Raw genomic sequence first — 18,101 nt, forward strand, 5'->3', positions numbered from 1 at the left:
CCTGTAATCCTTGAAAGATAAAGATTCACCCTAGGTTCATGACGACCTAATTCACGACAATGGATACGAGTGTGCTGCCGATTATTATATTGTTACCGTTAGTATTAGGCACAACCCTTGTCTCGTGGCTGAAAAGATTTTCGCGCGGGGTAACGGCCTTAGGGGCCATTGGTGTCAGCCTCAGCAGTTTTGCATTATTACTCAGCCAGGCGCCTGCGGTGCTAGATGGTGCAGTCATTAGCGAAAGCTGGTCATGGCTGCCTCAACTTGGTATTGATTTCGGTTTCCGCCTGGATTCTCTGGGGCTATTATTTGCTCTGCTGATCAGTGGCATCGGCACCCTGATTTTTATTTATGCCTACTATTATTTAAGTCCGAAGAACTCGCTCAGCAAACTTTATATCCTGCTGATGCTGTTCATGGCAGCCATGCTCGGCATTTCCTTGTCGAATAACCTGATTATTTTATTAATTTTCTGGGAACTAACCAGTATCTCCTCGTTCTTACTGGTTGGTTACTGGAGCAATTATGAAGTGGCCCAACGTGGCTCACGCATGGCGTTGACCATTACTGGCATGGGTGGTCTAGCAATGCTCGGTGGTTTCGTTTTACTGGGCGAGATCACAGGAACTTATCAGATTGATCAGATCATTGGTATGACCGAGCTGATCCAATCGCATAGCGTGTTTGTACCCACCCTGCTGCTGATTTTGCTTGGTGCCTTTACCAAAAGTGCGCAGTTTCCTTTCCATTTCTGGCTGCCAAATGCCATGGCAGCACCGACACCGGTATCTGCTTATCTGCATTCTGCCACGATGGTAAAAGCGGGCTTATTTCTGGTGGCACGCTTGCTGCCAATTTTTGCTGGCGCGGCACTTTTTCATAATATTGTTACCTTTATCGGTCTATTTACCCTGTGCATGGCAGCCTTTTTTGCCATCTTTAAGGAAGACCTGAAAGGCTTGCTGGCCTATTCAACCATCAGTCATCTTGGCCTGATCATGTGTCTGCTGGGAATTGGTTCACCACTCGCGGTGGCTGCTGCAATTTTCCATATCATTAACCATGCAACCTTTAAAGCTGCACTGTTTATGATTGCCGGCATTATTGACCATGAATCGGGTACACGCGACTTACGCAAGTTGTCCGGCTTGTGGCAATTACTGCCTTTTACTGCAACACTTACCATGATCACTGCTGCCTCAATGGCAGGTGTCCCATTAACGAATGGCTTCCTGTCCAAGGAAATGTTCTTTACTGAACTGCTGGCCAACCTAAGTGGTCCAGTGATGATTGGCTCTGCCATTGTGGCGACTTTAGCCGGTATTTTCGCGGTAGCCTATTCGATTCGTTTGGTCCACGGCGTTTTCTTTGACGGTCCTATTGGTAAAAATGTACCCAATAAAGAAGCTCACGAACCCCCGTTTGGCATGCGTGCACCCGCAACTTTATTGGCGGTTTTATGTATTTTAGTCGGCTTGATGCCTGCCTTATTGGTCGAGCATATTGTCAATAGCACAACTCGTGCCAGTACCCAACTGTTACAGTTTGAAGGCACACATTTGGCAATTTGGCATGGCTTTAACCTTCCCTTGCTAATGAGTGCAATTGCTTTGCTTGGCGGGATCATCTTCTATTTCTCGCTCGCCAAAGGTGGAAAAATCCGTGAAATTGACCTCGATCCACATTTAGGTCAATTCCAAGGCAAACTGCTGTTTCAATTATTCTTAAAACATTTACTACAAGTTTCTCGCAAAATTAAACGTAAAACTGAAAATGGTTCACTGCAAAGCTATTTGGTGTGGATCATTGTCTTTACAGTATTCATAGTCGCCCTACCATTATTCAATCAGGGCTTAACAACTGGTACACGCGAACTCACACATGCACCTATAATTGCCATTGTTTTATGGTTATTGCTGTTCTCTGCCTGTTGGATGATGCTGTGGTTCCACCATGAGCGCATCAAAGCTGTCTTAATTAGCGGTGCAGTTGGCTTGGTTGTCACCATGATATTTGTCGGACTGTCTGCACCTGACTTGGCACAAACCCAAATCACGGTTGATGTCGTCACCACTGTTTTATTGCTGATGAGTCTCTCCCTGCTCCCACAATTAACCCCTTATGAATCAAGCCGCTCACGTCGCTGGCGAGATGCCTTGATTGCGATTGGTGGCGGCATTGGTATCGGCTGGATTGCATGGCTGGTGATAACCCGCGACCATAATTCAATTTCATGGTTCTTTAATCAGCAATCCATTCCTCTCGGTGGCGGAACCAACGTGGTCAACGTCATTTTGGTAGACTTCCGTGTTTTCGATACCTTTGGTGAAATTGCCGTCTTGGGCATTGCCGCGATTGGTACGCTCTGTTTAATGGATGGTATGCGTGCGCACGGCACTATCATGACGCAAGGTTTAACCTACCGCTTTAATCCTTCACCGTTGATGCTGCGTATTACCGCCTCATGGATTTTACCTATCGCCCTTGTGATCAGTCTGTATATTTTCTTGCGCGGCCATAATCAGCCTGGCGGCGGTTTTATCGCAGGCCTGGTGACTTCTTTAGCCTTGATTATTCAGTACATTGCCATCGGTCAGGATCATGCAGAAAAAATGCTTGGTGCTAAATCTGGTCGTCTCTATGAAATCTGGATTGGTAGCGGTTTGATGTTTGCTGGCCTAACTGGTGTTGCTGCCTGGTTCTGGTCACGTCCATTCCTGACCAGTGCGCATATTTATGTCCATCCCCCAATACTCGGCGATATGCATCTGGCTTCTGCAGCGCTGTTCGACGTCGGGGTTTATGTCACCGTGGTCGGCGCGACCATGTTAATGATTTCTGTGCTTGGGGATTCACGTCACTCGTCTATGACTGGCCCGGTACCAAGAGGATAATGCAATGATCAGTCTAGAATTTTTATTGGTCTCTGCAATTGGACTCCTGACATCAACCGGGATCTACCTAATCCTGCGAGCCCGTACCTTCCCTGTAGTATTGGGTCTGGCAATGATCGGTTATGCCGTCAACCTGTTTCTATTTGCCATGGGGCGTATTCAGATCAATGCGCCTGCAATTTTGACTGAAGCCGCGAAAGTCTCTGACCCATTACCGCAAGCCTTGGTGTTAACTGCAATTGTGATTGGCTTTGCCACCACTGCATTTATTGTGCAATTGGCGCTGCGTAGCCGTTATGAAACAGGGACAGACCACGTTGATGCCAAAGAAGAATATCCACTGCTTGACCCACGCGAGGATGAGCCATAATGACTGATTTCCTCCAATTTTGGCTACAGCATTCACCTATCTTTAGCATCTTAATTCCAACCTTTACCGCATTTATTTTGGTGCTATTAGGTAATCCGGGCTTTGGTTCACTCTCACGTGACTGGCGTCAGCCATGGCGTCGTGGCATTAGTCTGATCTCTGCCACGCTCGGTTTAATCACTGCGATCAGCTATTTAATTCAAGTCAGCAGCGGACAAATTATTATTTATAATTTGAGCGAATGGGCCGCACCATTTGGCATTGTTTTGGTGCTAGATCAATTGTCTGCCCTCATGTTGGTACTGACTTATTCACTTGCCTTGCCATTGCTCTGGTTTTCCAGCAAAGAATGGGATGAGCGTGGTCGCTATTTTCACACCATGGTGCATTTCCTGCTCATGGGACTTTGCGGTGCATTCCTCACAGGTGACTTATTTAACCTGTTCGTATTCTTTGAGGTATTACTCCTCGCTTCTTATGTGTTGTTATTGCACGGTCAAGGCAAAGCACGTTTTCAACTCGGGATTCATTACGTCACCATCAACCTATTAGCCTCTGCCCTGTTTCTGATTGGCTTAGGAATGATTTACGGCAGTGTCGGCAGTTTAAACATGACCGATGTGGCGCGTCTGATTCCCCTACTCGATGCTGATGCACATAAAATTGCGGTGGCAGGTGGCTTACTGTTATTTGTGGTGTTTGGTATTAAAGCTGCCATGCTTCCTGTCGGTTTTTGGCTACCTAAAACCTATGCCGTGGCAACAACTCCTGTGGCAGCCTTGTTCACCATCATGACCAAAGTCGGTGTGTATGCGATTTTACGGGTCAATGGAACCGTATTTGATGATGAACTGAGCCATAAAATCCTACAAGACTGGTTATTGCCGATTGGTCTGATTACCTCACTGTATGGGGTCATTGGCGCGATTGGTGCAGAGCGCTTACGTCGCTTTGTCGGTTTTATGATGCTGTCTTCAATTGGTACCATCCTGATTGCTATTTCAATGCTGAACACACAGGCATGGTCAGCTGCACTGTATTACTTGGTACACAGTACCTTAATTGCAGCGGCTTTCTATTTGCTGTGCGGTTGGATTACCTCTCAACGTGGCGCATTTAAAGATCACTTCAACATTGCCCCGCAAATGAAGCAACATAAAGTACTGGCTATCACGTACTTCATGATTGCCTTAATGATGGCGGGCTTACCACCGTTTAGTGGCTTTTTGGGCAAGGTCTTTATTTTACAAGCTACTGCCAATATGGCACATCAAGGCTGGATTATTGGCATCATTCTCTTGGTCAGCTTGCTCAGTATTATTGCGTTCACCCGTGTCGGCTTTATTTTATTTTGGCGCGCGACCAAACCTGAAGATGATATACAAACTAAAGCCTATGATGAATATCAGACATTGCCTGCAATTGCTCCGCCCCGCAATGACCGTGTCATTTATTTGCTCCTGACGGGTTTAGTGTTGTACGTGGTATTTGCCAATCCAATTCAACAATATATGCTGAATACTGCACAGCAAATTCAACATAATGCGGCCTATGAAGCATTGATTCTGAAAAAAGACCGTACTGGAAATGTGATTAGCGTACAACCTTATGATCCATTGTACTTACCTGAAACCAAGTACGGTGGCGAAGCAATCGATGCCAATGCACATTTAATTCCATACGTGATTCATCCAAATACCTTGGAAGGTGAACATATTTCTGACTATAAACAACGTCAAATTCAACAGCAAAATCGTGAGCAAGCGCAGCAACCTAGCGATACTCAACTCAAACCTGCGGAGCCCTAAACATGCAAAAAACGACATCGAAAACTTCGTTTTGGGACAACCTGCTGCCCCATCCATTTGTATCTGTATTGGTGGCACTGAGTTGGCTGATGTTGGCGCATAGTGTTTCTGCAGGAAATCTGTTGATGGCACTGGTTTTGGCACTATTAATTCCTAAATTGATCCAGCCCTTTATCACGCGTACACCAGACATCAACTGGACTGCAGCCAGTCGCCTATTCTTTGTGGTGGTCTGGGATATTATGATTTCTAATATTCTTGTGGCTAAACTGGTACTTGGCCCGACAGATCGCATGCAGCCAAAATGGTTCCGTGTCCCTCTCGAAACACAACACGAACAGGTCAACAGTATTCTGGCGATGATCATTACCACCACACCGGGCACGGTCACTGCCGGTATCGACCAAGATCGTGGCGATATTCTGGTGCATGCCTTAAGTACCGACGATGAAGCTGCTGAGATTGAAGTTATCAAACAGCGCTATGAACGTCCACTGATTGAGATTTTTAGCGCTCAGACTGGAGAAAATGCATGACGATTTTGCCTTATGCCTTACTGATTTGTCTGGGTGCCGTGACCATTTCCATGTTCCTGTGTCTGGCACGTCTGGTCATAGGACCCTCAATTGTGGACCGACTATTGGCTCTGGATACTCTGTTCCTGAATGCTACCTGTCTGGTCGTCATCCTCGGTATTTACTGGGCCAGTACCTTTATGTTTGAAGGTGCTTTACTCGTGGCAATGTTAGGTTTCGTCTCTACGGCTGCGCTGGCACGTTACTTTACCACTGGCCATGTGATCGATTAGGAGTTCTCAGATGCAATTATACCTAGAAATTCTGATCTCGATTTTCCTGCTGATCGGTTCATTCTTTATGCTGGTCGGCGGGATTGGTATGGTTCGATTACCCGACCTGTTTATGCGCCTGCATGCACCGACCAAGTCCAGTACCTTGGGCCTCGGTAGCTTCCTGATTGCTGCGATGATCTATTCTGCAAGCTTTGGTCGTTTTGGTTTTGCTGAAGTACTGATTACCCTGTTTGCCTTTATTACAGCACCCGTTTCGGCCAATCTGATGGCTCAGGCAGCACTGCACTTACGTTTGCGCTCAATGAGTGGTGAAGTACCGGAAGCACTGGAACGTCCCCTGCCCTGGCAGAAAACCCGTCGTCGTGCTTTCTTTGAAAAGAAGAACTGCGATGATGATTTAAAATAGTAAGCGCTTTCATTTCCCTCTATTTTCCTTTTGGGAAAAATAAAAAGAGGATATAAATAAGCGAAACTCCTTTTTCTTTATTCCTCATGCCCAATAAAAGAGCCACCCGAAGGTGGCTTTTTTATTACACTTGATCAGTGTTTATTCTTCATCTTTCTTGTCTTCAGCTGGAGGTAAATCCTTCACAGCTTCAGCAATCAGACCAAACATATAGTTACCATATGCATTGGTTTTGTCGTAATGGAAACGCAGACGTGGCGTAATACGTGTCTTGATCCGACGGCTTAGTTCGTGGCGCAAGAAACCAGACGCTTTGTTTAACACATCCAGCGTTTCTTTATTTGCCGCTTCACTTTGCTCATCACCCAGTTCACGACCCATTACAGTCACATAAACTTCAGCATAGCCTAAATCAGGGCTGACTTTCACCGCCGAGATGGTCACTAGACCACCCAGACGTGGATCTTTAAGCTCCTGACGAATCAGTTCAGAGAGTTCTCTCTGAACTGTATCAGCCATACGCTTAAGACGCTGACTACCCGCCATTAAAGACTCCGTTTAATCAGTTGAACATCATACACTTCGATCTTGTCGAGAGGTTTGATGTCTTTATAGCCTTTCACTGCAAGACCACATTCCATACCGGCACGAACTTCTTCAACCACTTCTTTATAGCGACGTAGAGATTCAAGTTCACCCTGGAACACAACTACGTCATCACGTAATACGCGAATCGGTTTGTTACGGTGTAAAGTACCCTCAAGTACCATACAGCCCGCAGCTGCACCAAATTTACTAGAGTGGAATACTTCACGTACTTGCGCAACACCAAGAATTGTTTCACGGTGTTCAGGTGCAAGCTTACCGCTCATGGCTGCTTTCACATCGTCGATCAATTGGTAGATTACTGAGTAGTAACGGATATCGATACTGTCAGCATCTGCTTTTTGACGGGCAGTGTTGTCGGCACGGACGTTAAAGCCTAGAAGTACAGCTTCAGAAGATTCAGCAAGTGTTACGTCAGACTCGGTGATTGCACCTACACCTGAACCAATAATACGTACTTTAACTTCGTCGGTTGCCAGGTCAGCAAGCGCAACGTGTAATGCTTCCAATGTACCACGTACATCAGTTTTCAGAACCACATTCACAATCGGCACATCTTTCTTGCCCATTGATGCCATGATGTTCTCAAGACGCATTGCAGATTGACGCTCAAGACGTTTTTGACGTTCACGATCCATACGCGCATCAGCAACTTCACGTGCTTTTTTCTCGTCATTCACAACAAGAACTTCGTCACCTGCCATTGGCGCTTCTGGAAGACCCAAGATTTCCACTGGAATCGAAGGACCTGCAGATTGAATACGTTTACCGTTTTCATCTGTCATGGCACGAACGCGGCCGTATGATGAACCTGCAAGAACAAGATCACCTACTTTCAAGGTACCGTTTTGTACAAGGATTGACGTTACTGCACCACGAGAGTTATCAACACGTGCTTCAATAACCACACCTTGTGCAGCACCTTCTTCAGAAGCTTTAAGCTCTAGAAGTTCAGCCTGAATTAAAATCAGATCAAGAAGCTCGTCGATACCGGCACCAGTGTGCGCAGAAACCATGGCCACAGGAACGTCACCGCCCCACTGTTCAGGCACGATTTCTTTGGTCGTCAATTCATTCAATACGCGATCTGGATCAGCAGATTCTTTATCCATTTTGTTGATCGCCACGATGATTGGCGTACCCGCAGCACGCGCATGGTCAATTGCTTCAGCAGTTTGTGGCATTACACCATCATCTGCCGCCACAACTAACACCACGATATCAGTCGCTTTCGCACCACGTGAACGCATTGCTGTAAATGCTGCGTGTCCCGGAGTATCCAAGAAAGTGATGATGCCTTTATCAGTTGTTACGTGGTAGGCACCGATATGCTGTGTAATACCACCCGCTTCACCCGCAGCCACTTTGGCACGACGAATACGGTCAAGCAGCGATGTTTTACCATGGTCAACGTGACCCATGATAGTAACAACAGGTGCACGTGTAGATTGCACACCACGCGCCTCTTCAGCTTGCTCCATCAGCGTATCTTCTGCTGCAGTTTCAGAAACCAGTACCGGATTATGGCCCATTTCTTCAACGATCAGCGCAGCAACTTCCTGGTCAATCGCCTGGTTCTGAGTAACCAGTTCACCCATTTTCATCAGTGATTTGATAACTTCACGAACTTTAACTGCCATTTTCGCAGCCAGGTCAGCAACAACAATCGTTTCACCGATTTCAACATCATAAACTTGTTTCTTAACAGGTTTTTCGAAGCCATGTTTGTTCGATTGACTTGTTTTCAGACCACGTTTATGTGAGTTATCACGGAAAGATTGCTCTTCACCACGACGACCGCCTTTCTTAGATGAGCGAGTATTATTCGTGTTCGTACCACGTTTAATTTCACGGTCTTCTTTTGCGAAAGAGTCTTCGTATGCTTGACCAACCAGACCAGCAGCAAGAGGAGAATCATCAACAACACGAATCGTTGCTGTTGTATCTTCCGCTGTGTACTTAGACGCCATTTGACGCATTTGTTCAAGCGTACGTTGTTGCGCTTCTTCAGCAGCCTTACGACGTGCAGCTTCTTCAACAGCTTTGAGTTGTGCTGCTTGCGCTTCACGTGCTTTTTTCTGTTCAGCAGTTTCAGTCGGTTTAACAACCTGCTTCACAATTGGTTTGTTTGTAGATTTGCGTTTTACAACTACAGCCGCTTTAGAAACTTCCTGCTTGTCGCTGGTTTGTTTCGCAGCAGCACGCATTGCTTCTAATGCTTTGCTGGCATTGTTTGCACCTGGTTTTGGTGCGTCAGCTGGCTTCGGCGCTGCTGTTTTTTGCTCAGCTTCAGCTTTTGCTTGCTGTTCAGCTTGCGCTTTTGCCAGTGCTTCTGCTTTGATCTGTTCTGGATCAGGCTTAGTAAATGTATGTTTCTTGCGAACTTCTACATTAATGGTTTTTGCCTTACCCGAAGTACTGGCTACTTTAGCCGTACTGGTCGTTTTACGTTTCAACGTGATTTGTCCTGCATGACCATCCGAACCTTGTGATTTTTTCACATGGCTCATCAGGTGATCTTGTTGTTCGGCGGTAATAATTTCGTCAGATTTGCGCTGTGGTAAACCTGCCTCACGAACCTGTTCCAGGAGCTTCTCAACTGGGCGACCCAATTTGAGGGCTAACTCTTTAATCGACTTGTCCGTCATATACTACCTCCTAGTTAAACCATGATTCGCGCGCTTTCATAATGAGCTGACCCGCTTTTTCAGCGCCTAAACCTTCAATATCTGCGATATCGTCAGTTGCCTGATCTGCAAGGTCATCCACTGTTACCACACCACGAGCTGCTAGAGCTTGCGCGATCTCTGCTGTCATGCCATCCATTGCAACAAGTTCTTCACTTGGCGCTTGTACGTTTTCTTGCTGTTGTAATGCATCAGCAAGTGCAACTTCTTTTGCACGGCTTTGCAGTAGTTCAACCAGTTCCGCATCCAGTTCGATTTCATCAAACGTTTCTGCAGGTACGTATGCAATTTCTTCAAGCGAGGTGAAGCCCATTTCTACCAACGCCATAGCCAAATCTTCAGCAATATCCAGACGTGTTACAAACATGTCCAGGTATTTTTGCGCTTCGCTTTGTTGACGTGCGTAGTATTCTTCTTCCAGCATCATATCCAACTTGTAGCCAGTCAGTTCTGATGCCAGACGAACGTTCTGACCCTGTGAACCAATCGCACGAGCCAACTGATCACTCGTTGCGAAAATGATGTCTGCAGTACGTGCATCTTCATCGATAACAATACTGGATACATCTGCTGGTTCAAGTGCGCTTGCGATGTACTGAGCAGGATCATCTGACCATACTACGACATCAATACGCTCACCATTGAGTTCCTGTTGTACTGCCTGGATACGTGTACCACGCATACCAATACAAGCACCAACCGGATCAATACGGTGGTCATTTGTTTTCACTGCGATTTTGGCACGTACACCTGGCTGGCGTGCGGCTGCCTTGATTTCAATGATTTCTTCCGAGATTTCTGGAATCTCTTTTTTCATCAATGCGATCAGCATTTCAGGTTTAGCACGAGAAAGCTGTAGCTGAGCACCACGACCTTCACGGTTGACATTGAAAAGAATCGCATTCACGCGTTGTTTCGGGCGAAGGATTTCCTTCGGAATCATTTCTTCACGTGCAAGATATGCTTCAGCATTGTCCCCTAAGTCAATAATGAAACCGTCTTTGGTTTGTTTTTTCACTTCACCATAGATCAGCTCACCGACTTTAGATTCATAAGCATCAGCAACCAGTGCACGTTCTGCTTCACGAATCTTTTGTACAATCACCTGTTTAGCAATCTGCGCAGCAATACGACCGAAATCGATTGACTCAACTTCCAGCTCACGAATGTCACCGATTGACCATTTTGCCGGATCAACATCAGAGATGGCATCCTGACAGGCTGGCATTTCATGATCTTCGTCTGCAACCACTTCCCATTGACGGAAAGTACGGTAGTCTCCAGTTTTACGATCGATTTCTACACGTAAACGTGCTTCTTCCGAGTTAGTTCCTTCGTAGAACTTTTTCTTGGTCGCTGCAACTAAAGCTTGTTCTAGTGCTTCAAAAATTGCTTCACGAGGTACACCTTTTTCGTTACTAACCGTTTCAACGACGGTAAGAATTTCACGTGCCATATGTCACCTATTCGTTCAGATTCTTATTGATTTAGTTAATCTTGATAGACCAAATTTGCTTTATCGATATTGTGACTGTCGATGTCCAGAACCTGCTGCTTTTCTACTTCTACCTGAATCATTTCATTTTCAAGGTCGACTGCAACCAGTTTTGCCTGGAATTTACGACGGTTGTCCACCGCACTAATCAGACGTAAGGCAACGGTCTGACCGATATAATCTGCCATTTGCTGAAGCTGGAAGAATGGACGGTCCCAGCCTGGAGACGACACTTCAAGTGCATATTCACCTGAAATCGGATCATGTACGTCTAGCATCGCGCCCACCTGTTGGGTGACGCGTACGCAGTCCTGCACACCAATTCCGCGGCCCTGCTCCACTTCACCGTCTTCATTGATGACCGGTTCAGCAGTTGGATCGACTGGCTTGTCGATATAAATACGTAATAGAGAACGTTTACCCTGAGGAACAAATTCAATTCCCCAAAGATCTACATCACAGGCTTCAACTGCAGGTGCAATCAAGTCCTGAAGTGCTTGAGTTTTATTTGATAGCTTCATTTACTCTCGTCATCTGGTGCGATTTTATGATCTATTTGACCACTACAAACCAATACAAACTATAGTAGTAGTGAAACATGGAGATATGACCAAATTTTGTCGACACTACACGATAGCCAATAAAAAAGGGCGTAAATCGCCCCAATTAATGCACAATTTCGGATTTTTTCAAATCCCACTGTGCAAAAAGGCCCACCATAGTTGTGAGCCTCTTTTAAGAAACTTGGTAGCGGGAGCTGGATTTGAACCAACGACCTTCGGGTTATGAGCCCGACGAGCTACCAGACTGCTCCATCCCGCATCAGCGTACAAAAAACTTTTCAGTTCATAGAACTGCCTTTAAAGTTTGCATCTTTAAAGGATTGGTAGCGGGAGCTGGATTTGAACCAACGACCTTCGGGTTATGAGCCCGACGAGCTACCAGACTGCTCCATCCCGCAACAACAGAAGTTTTTTAGCTGAATACACCAACTTATGTTCTGGATTATAAGTTGGTGCGGAAGGGGGGACTTGAACCCCCACGCCCGAAAGCACTACCACCTCAAGGTAGCGTGTCTACCAATTCCACCACCACCGCAGCTGCAGGCATTCTATTCGCATCATGCACAAAAAGAAAGCCTTTGGCGAAATTATTCACCAGTTTTTGGTGCAGTTGGTGAAGTTTCAGTCGATTGAGCAGGTGCAGTCTGAGTCGTTGGAACGCTATTCAGAGTATAAGCATCTGTGGTCTGCTTTTTGGCAAATACCGCTAAAGTCAAGCTGGTAATAAAGAACAATGCCGTAAATACTGCAGTCAAACGGGTCAGGAAATTACCTGAACCTGAAGCACCAAAAACAGTCGCAGCACCGCCACCACCGAAAGATGCACCAGCATCTGCACCTTTACCATGCTGAACTAAAATCAAGACAATCATCAAAATCGCTAAGATAATATGTACTACCAGCACAAAAGTTTGCATGCTGAACTCCTAATTATTGTGTATTTGCAAATGCCTGGGCAATTTTATGAAATGACTCGGCATTGAGTGATGCACCACCCACCAGTGCCCCATTGATATCAGGACAGGCTGCCAACTCTACTGCATTTTCAGGTTTAACACTACCACCATACAGAATTGCAGTGGTTTCACCATAACCAGTAATCTGTTTTAGACCTTGACGGATCTGAGCATGCATCGCTTGTGCATCTTCCGGAGAAGCAGTTTTACCAGTACCAATCGCCCAGATCGGTTCATAGGCAATTACAATATTCTTCCATTGCTCTGCTTCAACTACAGCCGCGATATCACAGATTTGCTGCAATACCACAGCTTCCGCCTGACCGGCTTCACGCTGTTCCAGACTTTCACCTACACAATAAATCACAGTCAAACCTGCATTTAAAGCATTTTTGATTTTGGTATTGAGAATCTCTCGTGACTCACCAAAGATTTCACGACGCTCAGAGTGTCCTACCAGAACATAACCAATACCACTGTCTGCCAGCAGTTCTGCACTCACTTCGCCCGTATAGGCGCCCATGCCTGCAATACGAGATACATCCTGAGCAACGGTATAAACCGGACGAACGGCAGAAGCCATTTCAGCCTCAACCTGAGTTAGTGCAATTGCTACAGGTGCTACGCCTAAATGACACTTTTCTGCTGAAATCGGTGTAGATTCAAGTAAATCTTTCACCCCACGAAGCAATGTCTGCGCATCTGTCTGCAGCGGGTTCATTTTCCAGTTACCCACTACCCATGGGGTAATCGTCGACAACGACATAAACAACCTATTCTGAATACCTATCTTTAATTGGGCACATTCTACACGGAATTAGAAAATTTGAAGAAGAGTTTTCTTGCGGCATTTTCAATGTCAGGTCTGTTCAAACTGCTCATTTTTTGTTATCACTTGAGATTATGGGGATCACTTCTTAGGATTCATTCAGTATTTTGAATATTAATGGGAAGAAGGCAGCATTTTACGCTATGGTAATTTTACGCAAGCAACGTATAATTTTGATAAAGCAATTAAAACAATTTTGATTCACGGGCATATTAGAGCATGACAGCAATTCAGGGATCTCCAAGATTTACGGGGTTTATTCGTCGACTTGTCGATGAAGGGGTTATATCTGCAGAAGATATGCAGGGTGCTTTGAGTAGTGCCAAAAAAGATAAAATTGATATTGTTCCCTATCTGATTGAACATCACCGCCTCTCGCCAACCAAAATCGCAGAAACGATTTCTCTTGAATTCGGTGAACCGCTATTTGACATCAGTGCTTATGATCCTGCCCTGATCGTACGCGAAGATTTTGATGAAAAGATTATTACCAAACACCGCGTGCTGCCGATCTTTAAAAATAGCAATATTCTGTTTATCGCGACCAGTAACCCGACCAATATCGAAGCAATTGATGCTGTCCGTTTCGCGACCAAGCTGAATATTGAAACCATTATTGTTGAACATAATAAACTCGAAAAACTGATCGAGCAGAATTTTACTGAAGAAAGCACTTTTGAATTTGATGATGATTTTGATCTAGATGTTGATATCGATAGCTCTGACCCGAATAAAGATGATGAGAATGACAATAAAGGTGATGAAGCACCCATTGTTGAATATATTAATAAGTTACTGATTGATGCAATCCGTATGGGTGCATCTGATTTACACTTTGAACCGTATGAAAAAATGTACCGTGTGCGTTACCGAGTCGACGGGGTCTTGCGTCAAATCGCCACGCCACCTTTACAGCTTGCAACACGTCTGGCTTCACGTCTTAAAGTTATGTCACAAATGGATATTTCCGAGAAGCGTGTGCCTCAAGATGGCCGGATCAAGTTAAAACTTTCTAAAAATAAGGCCATTGACTTCCGTGTCAACTCACTCCCAACCCTGTTTGGGGAAAAACTGGTACTGCGTATTCTGGATCCATCGAGTGCCATGCTAGGTATTGATGCTTTGGGGTATGAGCCTGATCAAAAAGCCTTATTTATGGAGGCACTAGATAAGCCTCAAGGTATGCTGTTAATTACCGGTCCGACAGGCTCTGGTAAAACTGTATCTCTTTATACCGGTTTAAATATCCTGAATCGTGAAGACACCAATATTTCAACTGCTGAAGATCCAGTTGAAATTAACTTGCAAGGGATCAACCAGGTTAACGTCAATAATAAAGTCGGCCTAACCTTCTCTGCTGCCTTGAAATCATTCCTGCGCCAGGATCCTGATATTGTCATGGTCGGTGAGATCCGTGACCTGGAAACTGCAGAGATTGCAATCAAGGCAGCACAAACAGGTCATATGGTGATGTCAACACTACATACCAACAGCGCACCAGAAACCCTGACCCGTTTACGTAATATGGGTGTGCCATCATTTAACATTGCCACCTCGGTGAATTTGGTGATTGCTCAGCGTTTGGCGCGTCGCCTTTGTCCACATTGCAAAAAACCGGCAGATATTCCACGTCAGAGCCTGCTTGAAATGGGCTTTAGCGATGATGATTTACAGAATCCGGAATTTAATATTTTTGAACCTGTCGGATGTAACGAATGTCGTGAAGGGTATAAAGGTCGAGTCGGTATTTATGAAGTCATGAAAGTGACACCAGAGATTTCACGTATTATTATGGAAGATGGCAATGCAATTGAGATTGCCGAAGCTTCCGCACGCGCAGGTTTTAACAATTTACGCCGATCAGGGTTATTAAAGGTAATGCAGGGGGTGACTTCTCTTCAGGAAGTCAATCGTGTTACCAGCGAATGATCAGGTGCTGCTATAAAATAAGGATAAACTCATGGCTTCAGTGAAAAAAGGTCAAATGATGCCGACCTTCACCTATGAAGGGGTAGACCGTAAAGGTATAAAGATTAAAGGGGAAATACCTGCACGTAACCTCGCCTTGGCCAAGGTCACGTTGCGTAAGCAGGGTATCAGTATCAAGAGTATTCGAGAAAAAAAGAAGAATATTCTTGAAGGCCTGATGAAGAAAAAAGTGACCACACTGGATATCACCATTTTTACCCGTCAGCTTGCTACCATGATGAAAGCCGGTGTACCACTCGTACAAGGCTTTGAAATTGTAGCGGAAGGCCTTGAAAATCCTTCAATGCGCGAGGTTGTACTCGGGATTAAAGGTGAGGTTGAGGGCGGAAATACCTTTGCAGGTGCACTGCGCAAGTATCCTCAATACTTTGATAAGCTATTCTGTTCGCTGGTTGAATCCGGTGAACAATCGGGTGCTTTAGAGACTATGCTGGATCGTGTTGCGATTTATAAAGAAAAAAGTGAACTGTTAAAGCAGAAAATTAAAAAGCCATGAAATACCCAGCAACAGTGGTTGTTGTTGCGATTATTGTTACGATTATTTTGATGGTTAAAGTCGTTCCAGTCTTCCAGGATCTCTTCTCGTCATTTGGTGCAGACTTGCCAGCATTTACAAAAATGGTAGTCAATATGTCTGAATGGATGCAGAAATACTGGTTCCTGCTGATCATTGGGATTGGTGTAGTCATTACTGCTTTCCTGGAAGCAAAAAAACGCAGTAAAAAATTCCGTGATTTCTTGGATAAGGCTGCACTAAAAGCACCTATCTTTGGTGATCTGGTTTATAAAGCGATTATTGCTCGTTATAGTCGTACTCTGGCAACGACTTTTGCTGCTGGTGTTCCATTAATTGATGCACTGGAATCAACTGCAGGCGCTACAAATAATGTAGTTTATGAAGATGCTGTCATGAAAATTCGTGAGGATGTTGCTACTGGCCAACAACTGCAATTCGCCATGCGTGTTACCAATAAGTTTCCTTCTATGGCCGTGCAAATGGTCTCGATTGGTGAAGAATCTGGTGCACTAGATGCCATGCTGGATAAAGTCGCGACCCATTATGAAAATGAAGTCGACAATGCCGTTGATGGTTTGACCTCCATGATGGAACCATTAATTATGGCCGTTCTTGGTGTGCTTGTAGGTGGTCTTGTTATTGCAATGTACCTGCCAATTTTCCAGATGGGTTCCGTGGTTTAATGCAAGATCTTATTTTATATTTCACTCAAAACCCGACTGCGCTCTATATTGCAGTCGGGCTTTTTAGTCTCTGTATCGGTAGTTTCCTGAATGTCGTAATTTACCGCACCCCTAAAATGATGGAACAGGAATGGCGTAACGACTGCCAGCTGTTTTTACACCCTGATCAACCGATCATTGATGAAAGCAAGCTCACATTAAGTAAACCTGCGTCGACCTGTCCAAAATGTCATACACGGATTCGCTGGTATCAAAATATTCCTGTGATCAGCTGGCTGGCTCTTCGCGGCAAATGTGCGAACTGTCAAAATCCAATTAGTGCCCGTTATCCATTCATTGAAATTCTAACAGCAGTTTGTGCATTGACCGTTTTGGCTGTATTGGGTCCTACCATACAAATGTTGTTCGGTCTGGTGCTGACTTATATTCTCATTGCACTAACCTTTATTGACTTTGATACCCAGCTGCTTCCAGATCGCTATACCCTTCCGCTTGCAGCTTTAGGCTTAGGGGTAAATAGCTATGCAATTTACACCTCACCAACTTCAGCCATCTGGGGTTATATCATCGGCTTCCTGTGTTTATGGGTCGTGTACTACCTGTTCAAAATAGTAACTGGTAAAGAAGGCATGGGTTATGGTGACTTTAAATTGCTGGCTGCTTTAGGTGCCTGGATGGGACCGTTAATGTTGCCACTAGTTGTATTATTGTCATCACTCGTTGGTGCAATTATTGGCATTATTCTGTTAAAAGTACGTAAGGAAAATCAGCCTTTTGCTTTTGGTCCTTATATTGCCATTGCCGGCTGGATCGCTTTCCTGTGGGGCGAGCAGATTATGAAAGTCTATTTAGGTCAATAATTTGAAATTTATATTAGGTCTGACAGGTGGTATTGGCAGCGGCAAATCTGCTGCCAGTCAATGGTTTGAACAGCATGGTATTGTGGTCGTGGATGCTGATGTTGTGGCACGCGAGATTGTCGAAGTCGGTCAGCCAGCACTGCTACAAATTCAGCAAGCTTTTGGTGACTGGGTATTACAGAAAGATGGAACCTTAAACCGTCGTGCTTTACGCGAACATATTTTCCAATCCAATGATGCCCGTAGAATCTTAGAAAGCATTACTCATCCCGCAATTCGCCAATCGATTATTAAGCAATTACAGGATGCACAAAGTCCTTATGTGATTCTGGTGTCTCCTCTGCTGTTTGAAACCAATCAGCATGAACTTACCGACCATACCTTACTGATTGATGCTTCGATTGAGTTGCAGATCCAGCGTGCTGCACAGCGTGATGATCAAAATATTGAACAGATTCATCGCATTATTGCTGCTCAGATGCCTCGTGAACAAAAACAGCAACTGGCGGATGATATCGTATTAAATGATGGCCATCTGGAGCACTTATATGCGCATCTACAGCCTCTACATGAACAATATTTGCAAAGAGCTCTCTGAACTAACAAAAAAAGCAGTCATCAAGA

The 18,101-nt window shown here is 45.0% G+C and carries 15 protein-coding genes, 3 tRNA genes and 1 pseudogene; 10 read left to right on the forward strand and 9 right to left on the reverse strand.

Going from position 1 to position 18,101, the window contains the following annotated elements:
- Positions 1-59: 59 nt before the first annotated feature.
- Genes HADU_RS02385 through HADU_RS02410 form a run of 6 tightly spaced genes read left to right on the forward strand, consistent with a single transcriptional unit; the run spans position 60 to position 6,292 of the window.
- Entirely contained in the window at positions 60-2,897 is a 2,838-nt protein-coding gene (locus HADU_RS02385) for a monovalent cation/H+ antiporter subunit A (RefSeq protein WP_034592100.1), read from the forward strand.
- A gap of 4 nt (positions 2,898-2,901) precedes the next feature.
- Positions 2,902-3,267, forward strand: coding sequence for a Na+/H+ antiporter subunit C (locus HADU_RS02390; protein WP_008303237.1), 366 nt, complete (start codon positions 2,902-2,904; stop codon positions 3,265-3,267).
- Entirely contained in the window at positions 3,267-5,075 is a 1,809-nt protein-coding gene (locus HADU_RS02395) for a monovalent cation/H+ antiporter subunit D (RefSeq protein WP_008303239.1), read from the forward strand. The genes HADU_RS02390 and HADU_RS02395 overlap by 1 nt, the downstream gene beginning before the upstream one ends.
- A 2-nt stretch (positions 5,076-5,077) precedes the next feature.
- Positions 5,078-5,611 (forward strand): Na+/H+ antiporter subunit E, encoded by a 534-nt coding sequence (locus tag HADU_RS02400; RefSeq protein ID WP_008303241.1) that lies wholly within the window; start codon positions 5,078-5,080, stop codon positions 5,609-5,611.
- Positions 5,608-5,883 carry a monovalent cation/H+ antiporter subunit F gene (locus tag HADU_RS02405; protein WP_004810060.1) on the forward strand — a complete coding sequence of 92 codons (276 nt, stop codon included), beginning with the start codon at positions 5,608-5,610 and terminating at the stop codon, positions 5,881-5,883. The genes HADU_RS02400 and HADU_RS02405 overlap by 4 nt, the downstream gene beginning before the upstream one ends.
- A gap of 10 nt (positions 5,884-5,893) precedes the next feature.
- The gene (locus tag HADU_RS02410; RefSeq protein ID WP_004810062.1) at positions 5,894-6,292 is read left to right on the forward strand and encodes a Na+/H+ antiporter subunit G; all 399 of its coding nucleotides are present in this window, start codon (positions 5,894-5,896) and stop codon (positions 6,290-6,292) included.
- Between the two features lie 141 nt (positions 6,293-6,433).
- Here HADU_RS02410 and HADU_RS02415 read toward each other — a convergent pair whose 3' ends face one another.
- The 9 genes from HADU_RS02415 to tpiA form a co-directional block, all read right to left on the reverse strand.
- A complete protein-coding gene (locus tag HADU_RS02415; RefSeq protein WP_004810065.1) occupies positions 6,434-6,838 on the reverse strand; it encodes a ribosome-binding factor A in 405 nt (134 codons plus the stop codon).
- Positions 6,838-9,546 carry a translation initiation factor IF-2 gene (gene infB, locus HADU_RS02420; RefSeq protein WP_004810067.1) on the reverse strand — a complete coding sequence of 903 codons (2,709 nt, stop codon included), beginning with the start codon at positions 9,544-9,546 and terminating at the stop codon, positions 6,838-6,840. Before infB ends, HADU_RS02415 begins: the two co-directional genes overlap by 1 nt.
- A 10-nt stretch (positions 9,547-9,556) precedes the next feature.
- Positions 9,557-11,041 carry a transcription termination factor NusA gene (gene nusA / locus HADU_RS02425; RefSeq protein ID WP_004810069.1) on the reverse strand — a complete coding sequence of 495 codons (1,485 nt, stop codon included), beginning with the start codon at positions 11,039-11,041 and terminating at the stop codon, positions 9,557-9,559.
- Between the two features lie 35 nt (positions 11,042-11,076).
- Positions 11,077-11,601, reverse strand: a complete 525-nt coding sequence (gene rimP, locus HADU_RS02430; protein ID WP_004810072.1) for a ribosome maturation factor RimP — start codon at positions 11,599-11,601, stop codon at positions 11,077-11,079.
- Positions 11,602-11,825: 224 nt separating this feature from the next.
- Positions 11,826-11,902, reverse strand: a tRNA-Met gene (locus HADU_RS02435).
- Between the two features lie 62 nt (positions 11,903-11,964).
- Positions 11,965-12,041 (reverse strand) — tRNA-Met (locus tag HADU_RS02440).
- Positions 12,042-12,093: 52 nt separating this feature from the next.
- Positions 12,094-12,178: transfer RNA gene (locus HADU_RS02445), tRNA-Leu, on the reverse strand.
- Between the two features lie 52 nt (positions 12,179-12,230).
- A complete protein-coding gene (gene secG, locus HADU_RS02450; RefSeq protein WP_004810073.1) occupies positions 12,231-12,560 on the reverse strand; it encodes a preprotein translocase subunit SecG in 330 nt (109 codons plus the stop codon).
- Between the two features lie 13 nt (positions 12,561-12,573).
- The gene (gene tpiA, locus HADU_RS02455) at positions 12,574-13,365 is read right to left on the reverse strand and encodes a triose-phosphate isomerase (protein ID WP_004810075.1); all 792 of its coding nucleotides are present in this window, start codon (positions 13,363-13,365) and stop codon (positions 12,574-12,576) included.
- A gap of 282 nt (positions 13,366-13,647) precedes the next feature.
- Here tpiA and pilB point away from each other — a divergent pair, with 282 nt between their 5' ends.
- The 4 genes and pseudogenes from pilB (at position 13,648) to coaE (ending at position 18,075) form a co-directional block, all read left to right on the forward strand.
- Positions 13,648-15,357 carry a type IV-A pilus assembly ATPase PilB gene (gene pilB / locus HADU_RS02460; protein ID WP_034592101.1) on the forward strand — a complete coding sequence of 570 codons (1,710 nt, stop codon included), beginning with the start codon at positions 13,648-13,650 and terminating at the stop codon, positions 15,355-15,357.
- A gap of 31 nt (positions 15,358-15,388) precedes the next feature.
- A pseudogene (locus HADU_RS02465) lies at positions 15,389-16,617 on the forward strand (type II secretion system F family protein).
- Positions 16,617-17,477: a prepilin peptidase gene (locus HADU_RS15975; RefSeq protein WP_004810080.1), complete on the forward strand. Its 861-nt coding sequence runs from the start codon at positions 16,617-16,619 to the stop codon at positions 17,475-17,477. Before HADU_RS02465 ends, HADU_RS15975 begins: the two are co-directional and overlap by 1 nt.
- Position 17,478: 1 nt before the next feature.
- A complete protein-coding gene (gene coaE / locus HADU_RS02475) occupies positions 17,479-18,075 on the forward strand; it encodes a dephospho-CoA kinase (RefSeq protein WP_004810082.1) in 597 nt (198 codons plus the stop codon).
- The last annotated feature ends 26 nt before the right edge of the window (positions 18,076-18,101 follow it).

It is taken from the genome of Acinetobacter sp. HA (genome assembly GCF_000264725.1).
Classification (GTDB): domain Bacteria; phylum Pseudomonadota; class Gammaproteobacteria; order Pseudomonadales; family Moraxellaceae; genus Acinetobacter; species Acinetobacter schindleri.

What these genes read in the sequence shown, in the direction of transcription:
- tpiA (WP_004810075.1), bottom strand. Translation starts at nt 13,365, where the DNA reads ATGTCGTTGTCGACGATTACCCCATGGGTAGTGGGTAACTGGAAAATG.
- HADU_RS02400 (WP_008303241.1), top strand. Translation starts at nt 5,078, where the DNA reads ATGCAAAAAACGACATCGAAAACTTCGTTTTGGGACAACCTGCTGCCC.
- HADU_RS02415 (WP_004810065.1), bottom strand. Translation starts at nt 6,838, where the DNA reads ATGGCGGGTAGTCAGCGTCTTAAGCGTATGGCTGATACAGTTCAGAGA.
- HADU_RS02390 (WP_008303237.1), top strand. Translation starts at nt 2,902, where the DNA reads ATGATCAGTCTAGAATTTTTATTGGTCTCTGCAATTGGACTCCTGACA.
- HADU_RS02405 (WP_004810060.1), top strand. Translation starts at nt 5,608, where the DNA reads ATGACGATTTTGCCTTATGCCTTACTGATTTGTCTGGGTGCCGTGACC.
- HADU_RS02395 (WP_008303239.1), top strand. Translation starts at nt 3,267, where the DNA reads ATGACTGATTTCCTCCAATTTTGGCTACAGCATTCACCTATCTTTAGC.
- infB (WP_004810067.1), bottom strand. Translation starts at nt 9,546, where the DNA reads ATGACGGACAAGTCGATTAAAGAGTTAGCCCTCAAATTGGGTCGCCCA.
- pilB (WP_034592101.1), top strand. Translation starts at nt 13,648, where the DNA reads ATGACAGCAATTCAGGGATCTCCAAGATTTACGGGGTTTATTCGTCGA.
- nusA (WP_004810069.1), bottom strand. Translation starts at nt 11,041, where the DNA reads ATGGCACGTGAAATTCTTACCGTCGTTGAAACGGTTAGTAACGAAAAA.
- secG (WP_004810073.1), bottom strand. Translation starts at nt 12,560, where the DNA reads ATGCAAACTTTTGTGCTGGTAGTACATATTATCTTAGCGATTTTGATG.
- HADU_RS15975 (WP_004810080.1), top strand. Translation starts at nt 16,617, where the DNA reads ATGCAAGATCTTATTTTATATTTCACTCAAAACCCGACTGCGCTCTAT.
- HADU_RS02410 (WP_004810062.1), top strand. Translation starts at nt 5,894, where the DNA reads ATGCAATTATACCTAGAAATTCTGATCTCGATTTTCCTGCTGATCGGT.
- HADU_RS02385 (WP_034592100.1), top strand. Translation starts at nt 60, where the DNA reads ATGGATACGAGTGTGCTGCCGATTATTATATTGTTACCGTTAGTATTA.
- rimP (WP_004810072.1), bottom strand. Translation starts at nt 11,601, where the DNA reads ATGAAGCTATCAAATAAAACTCAAGCACTTCAGGACTTGATTGCACCT.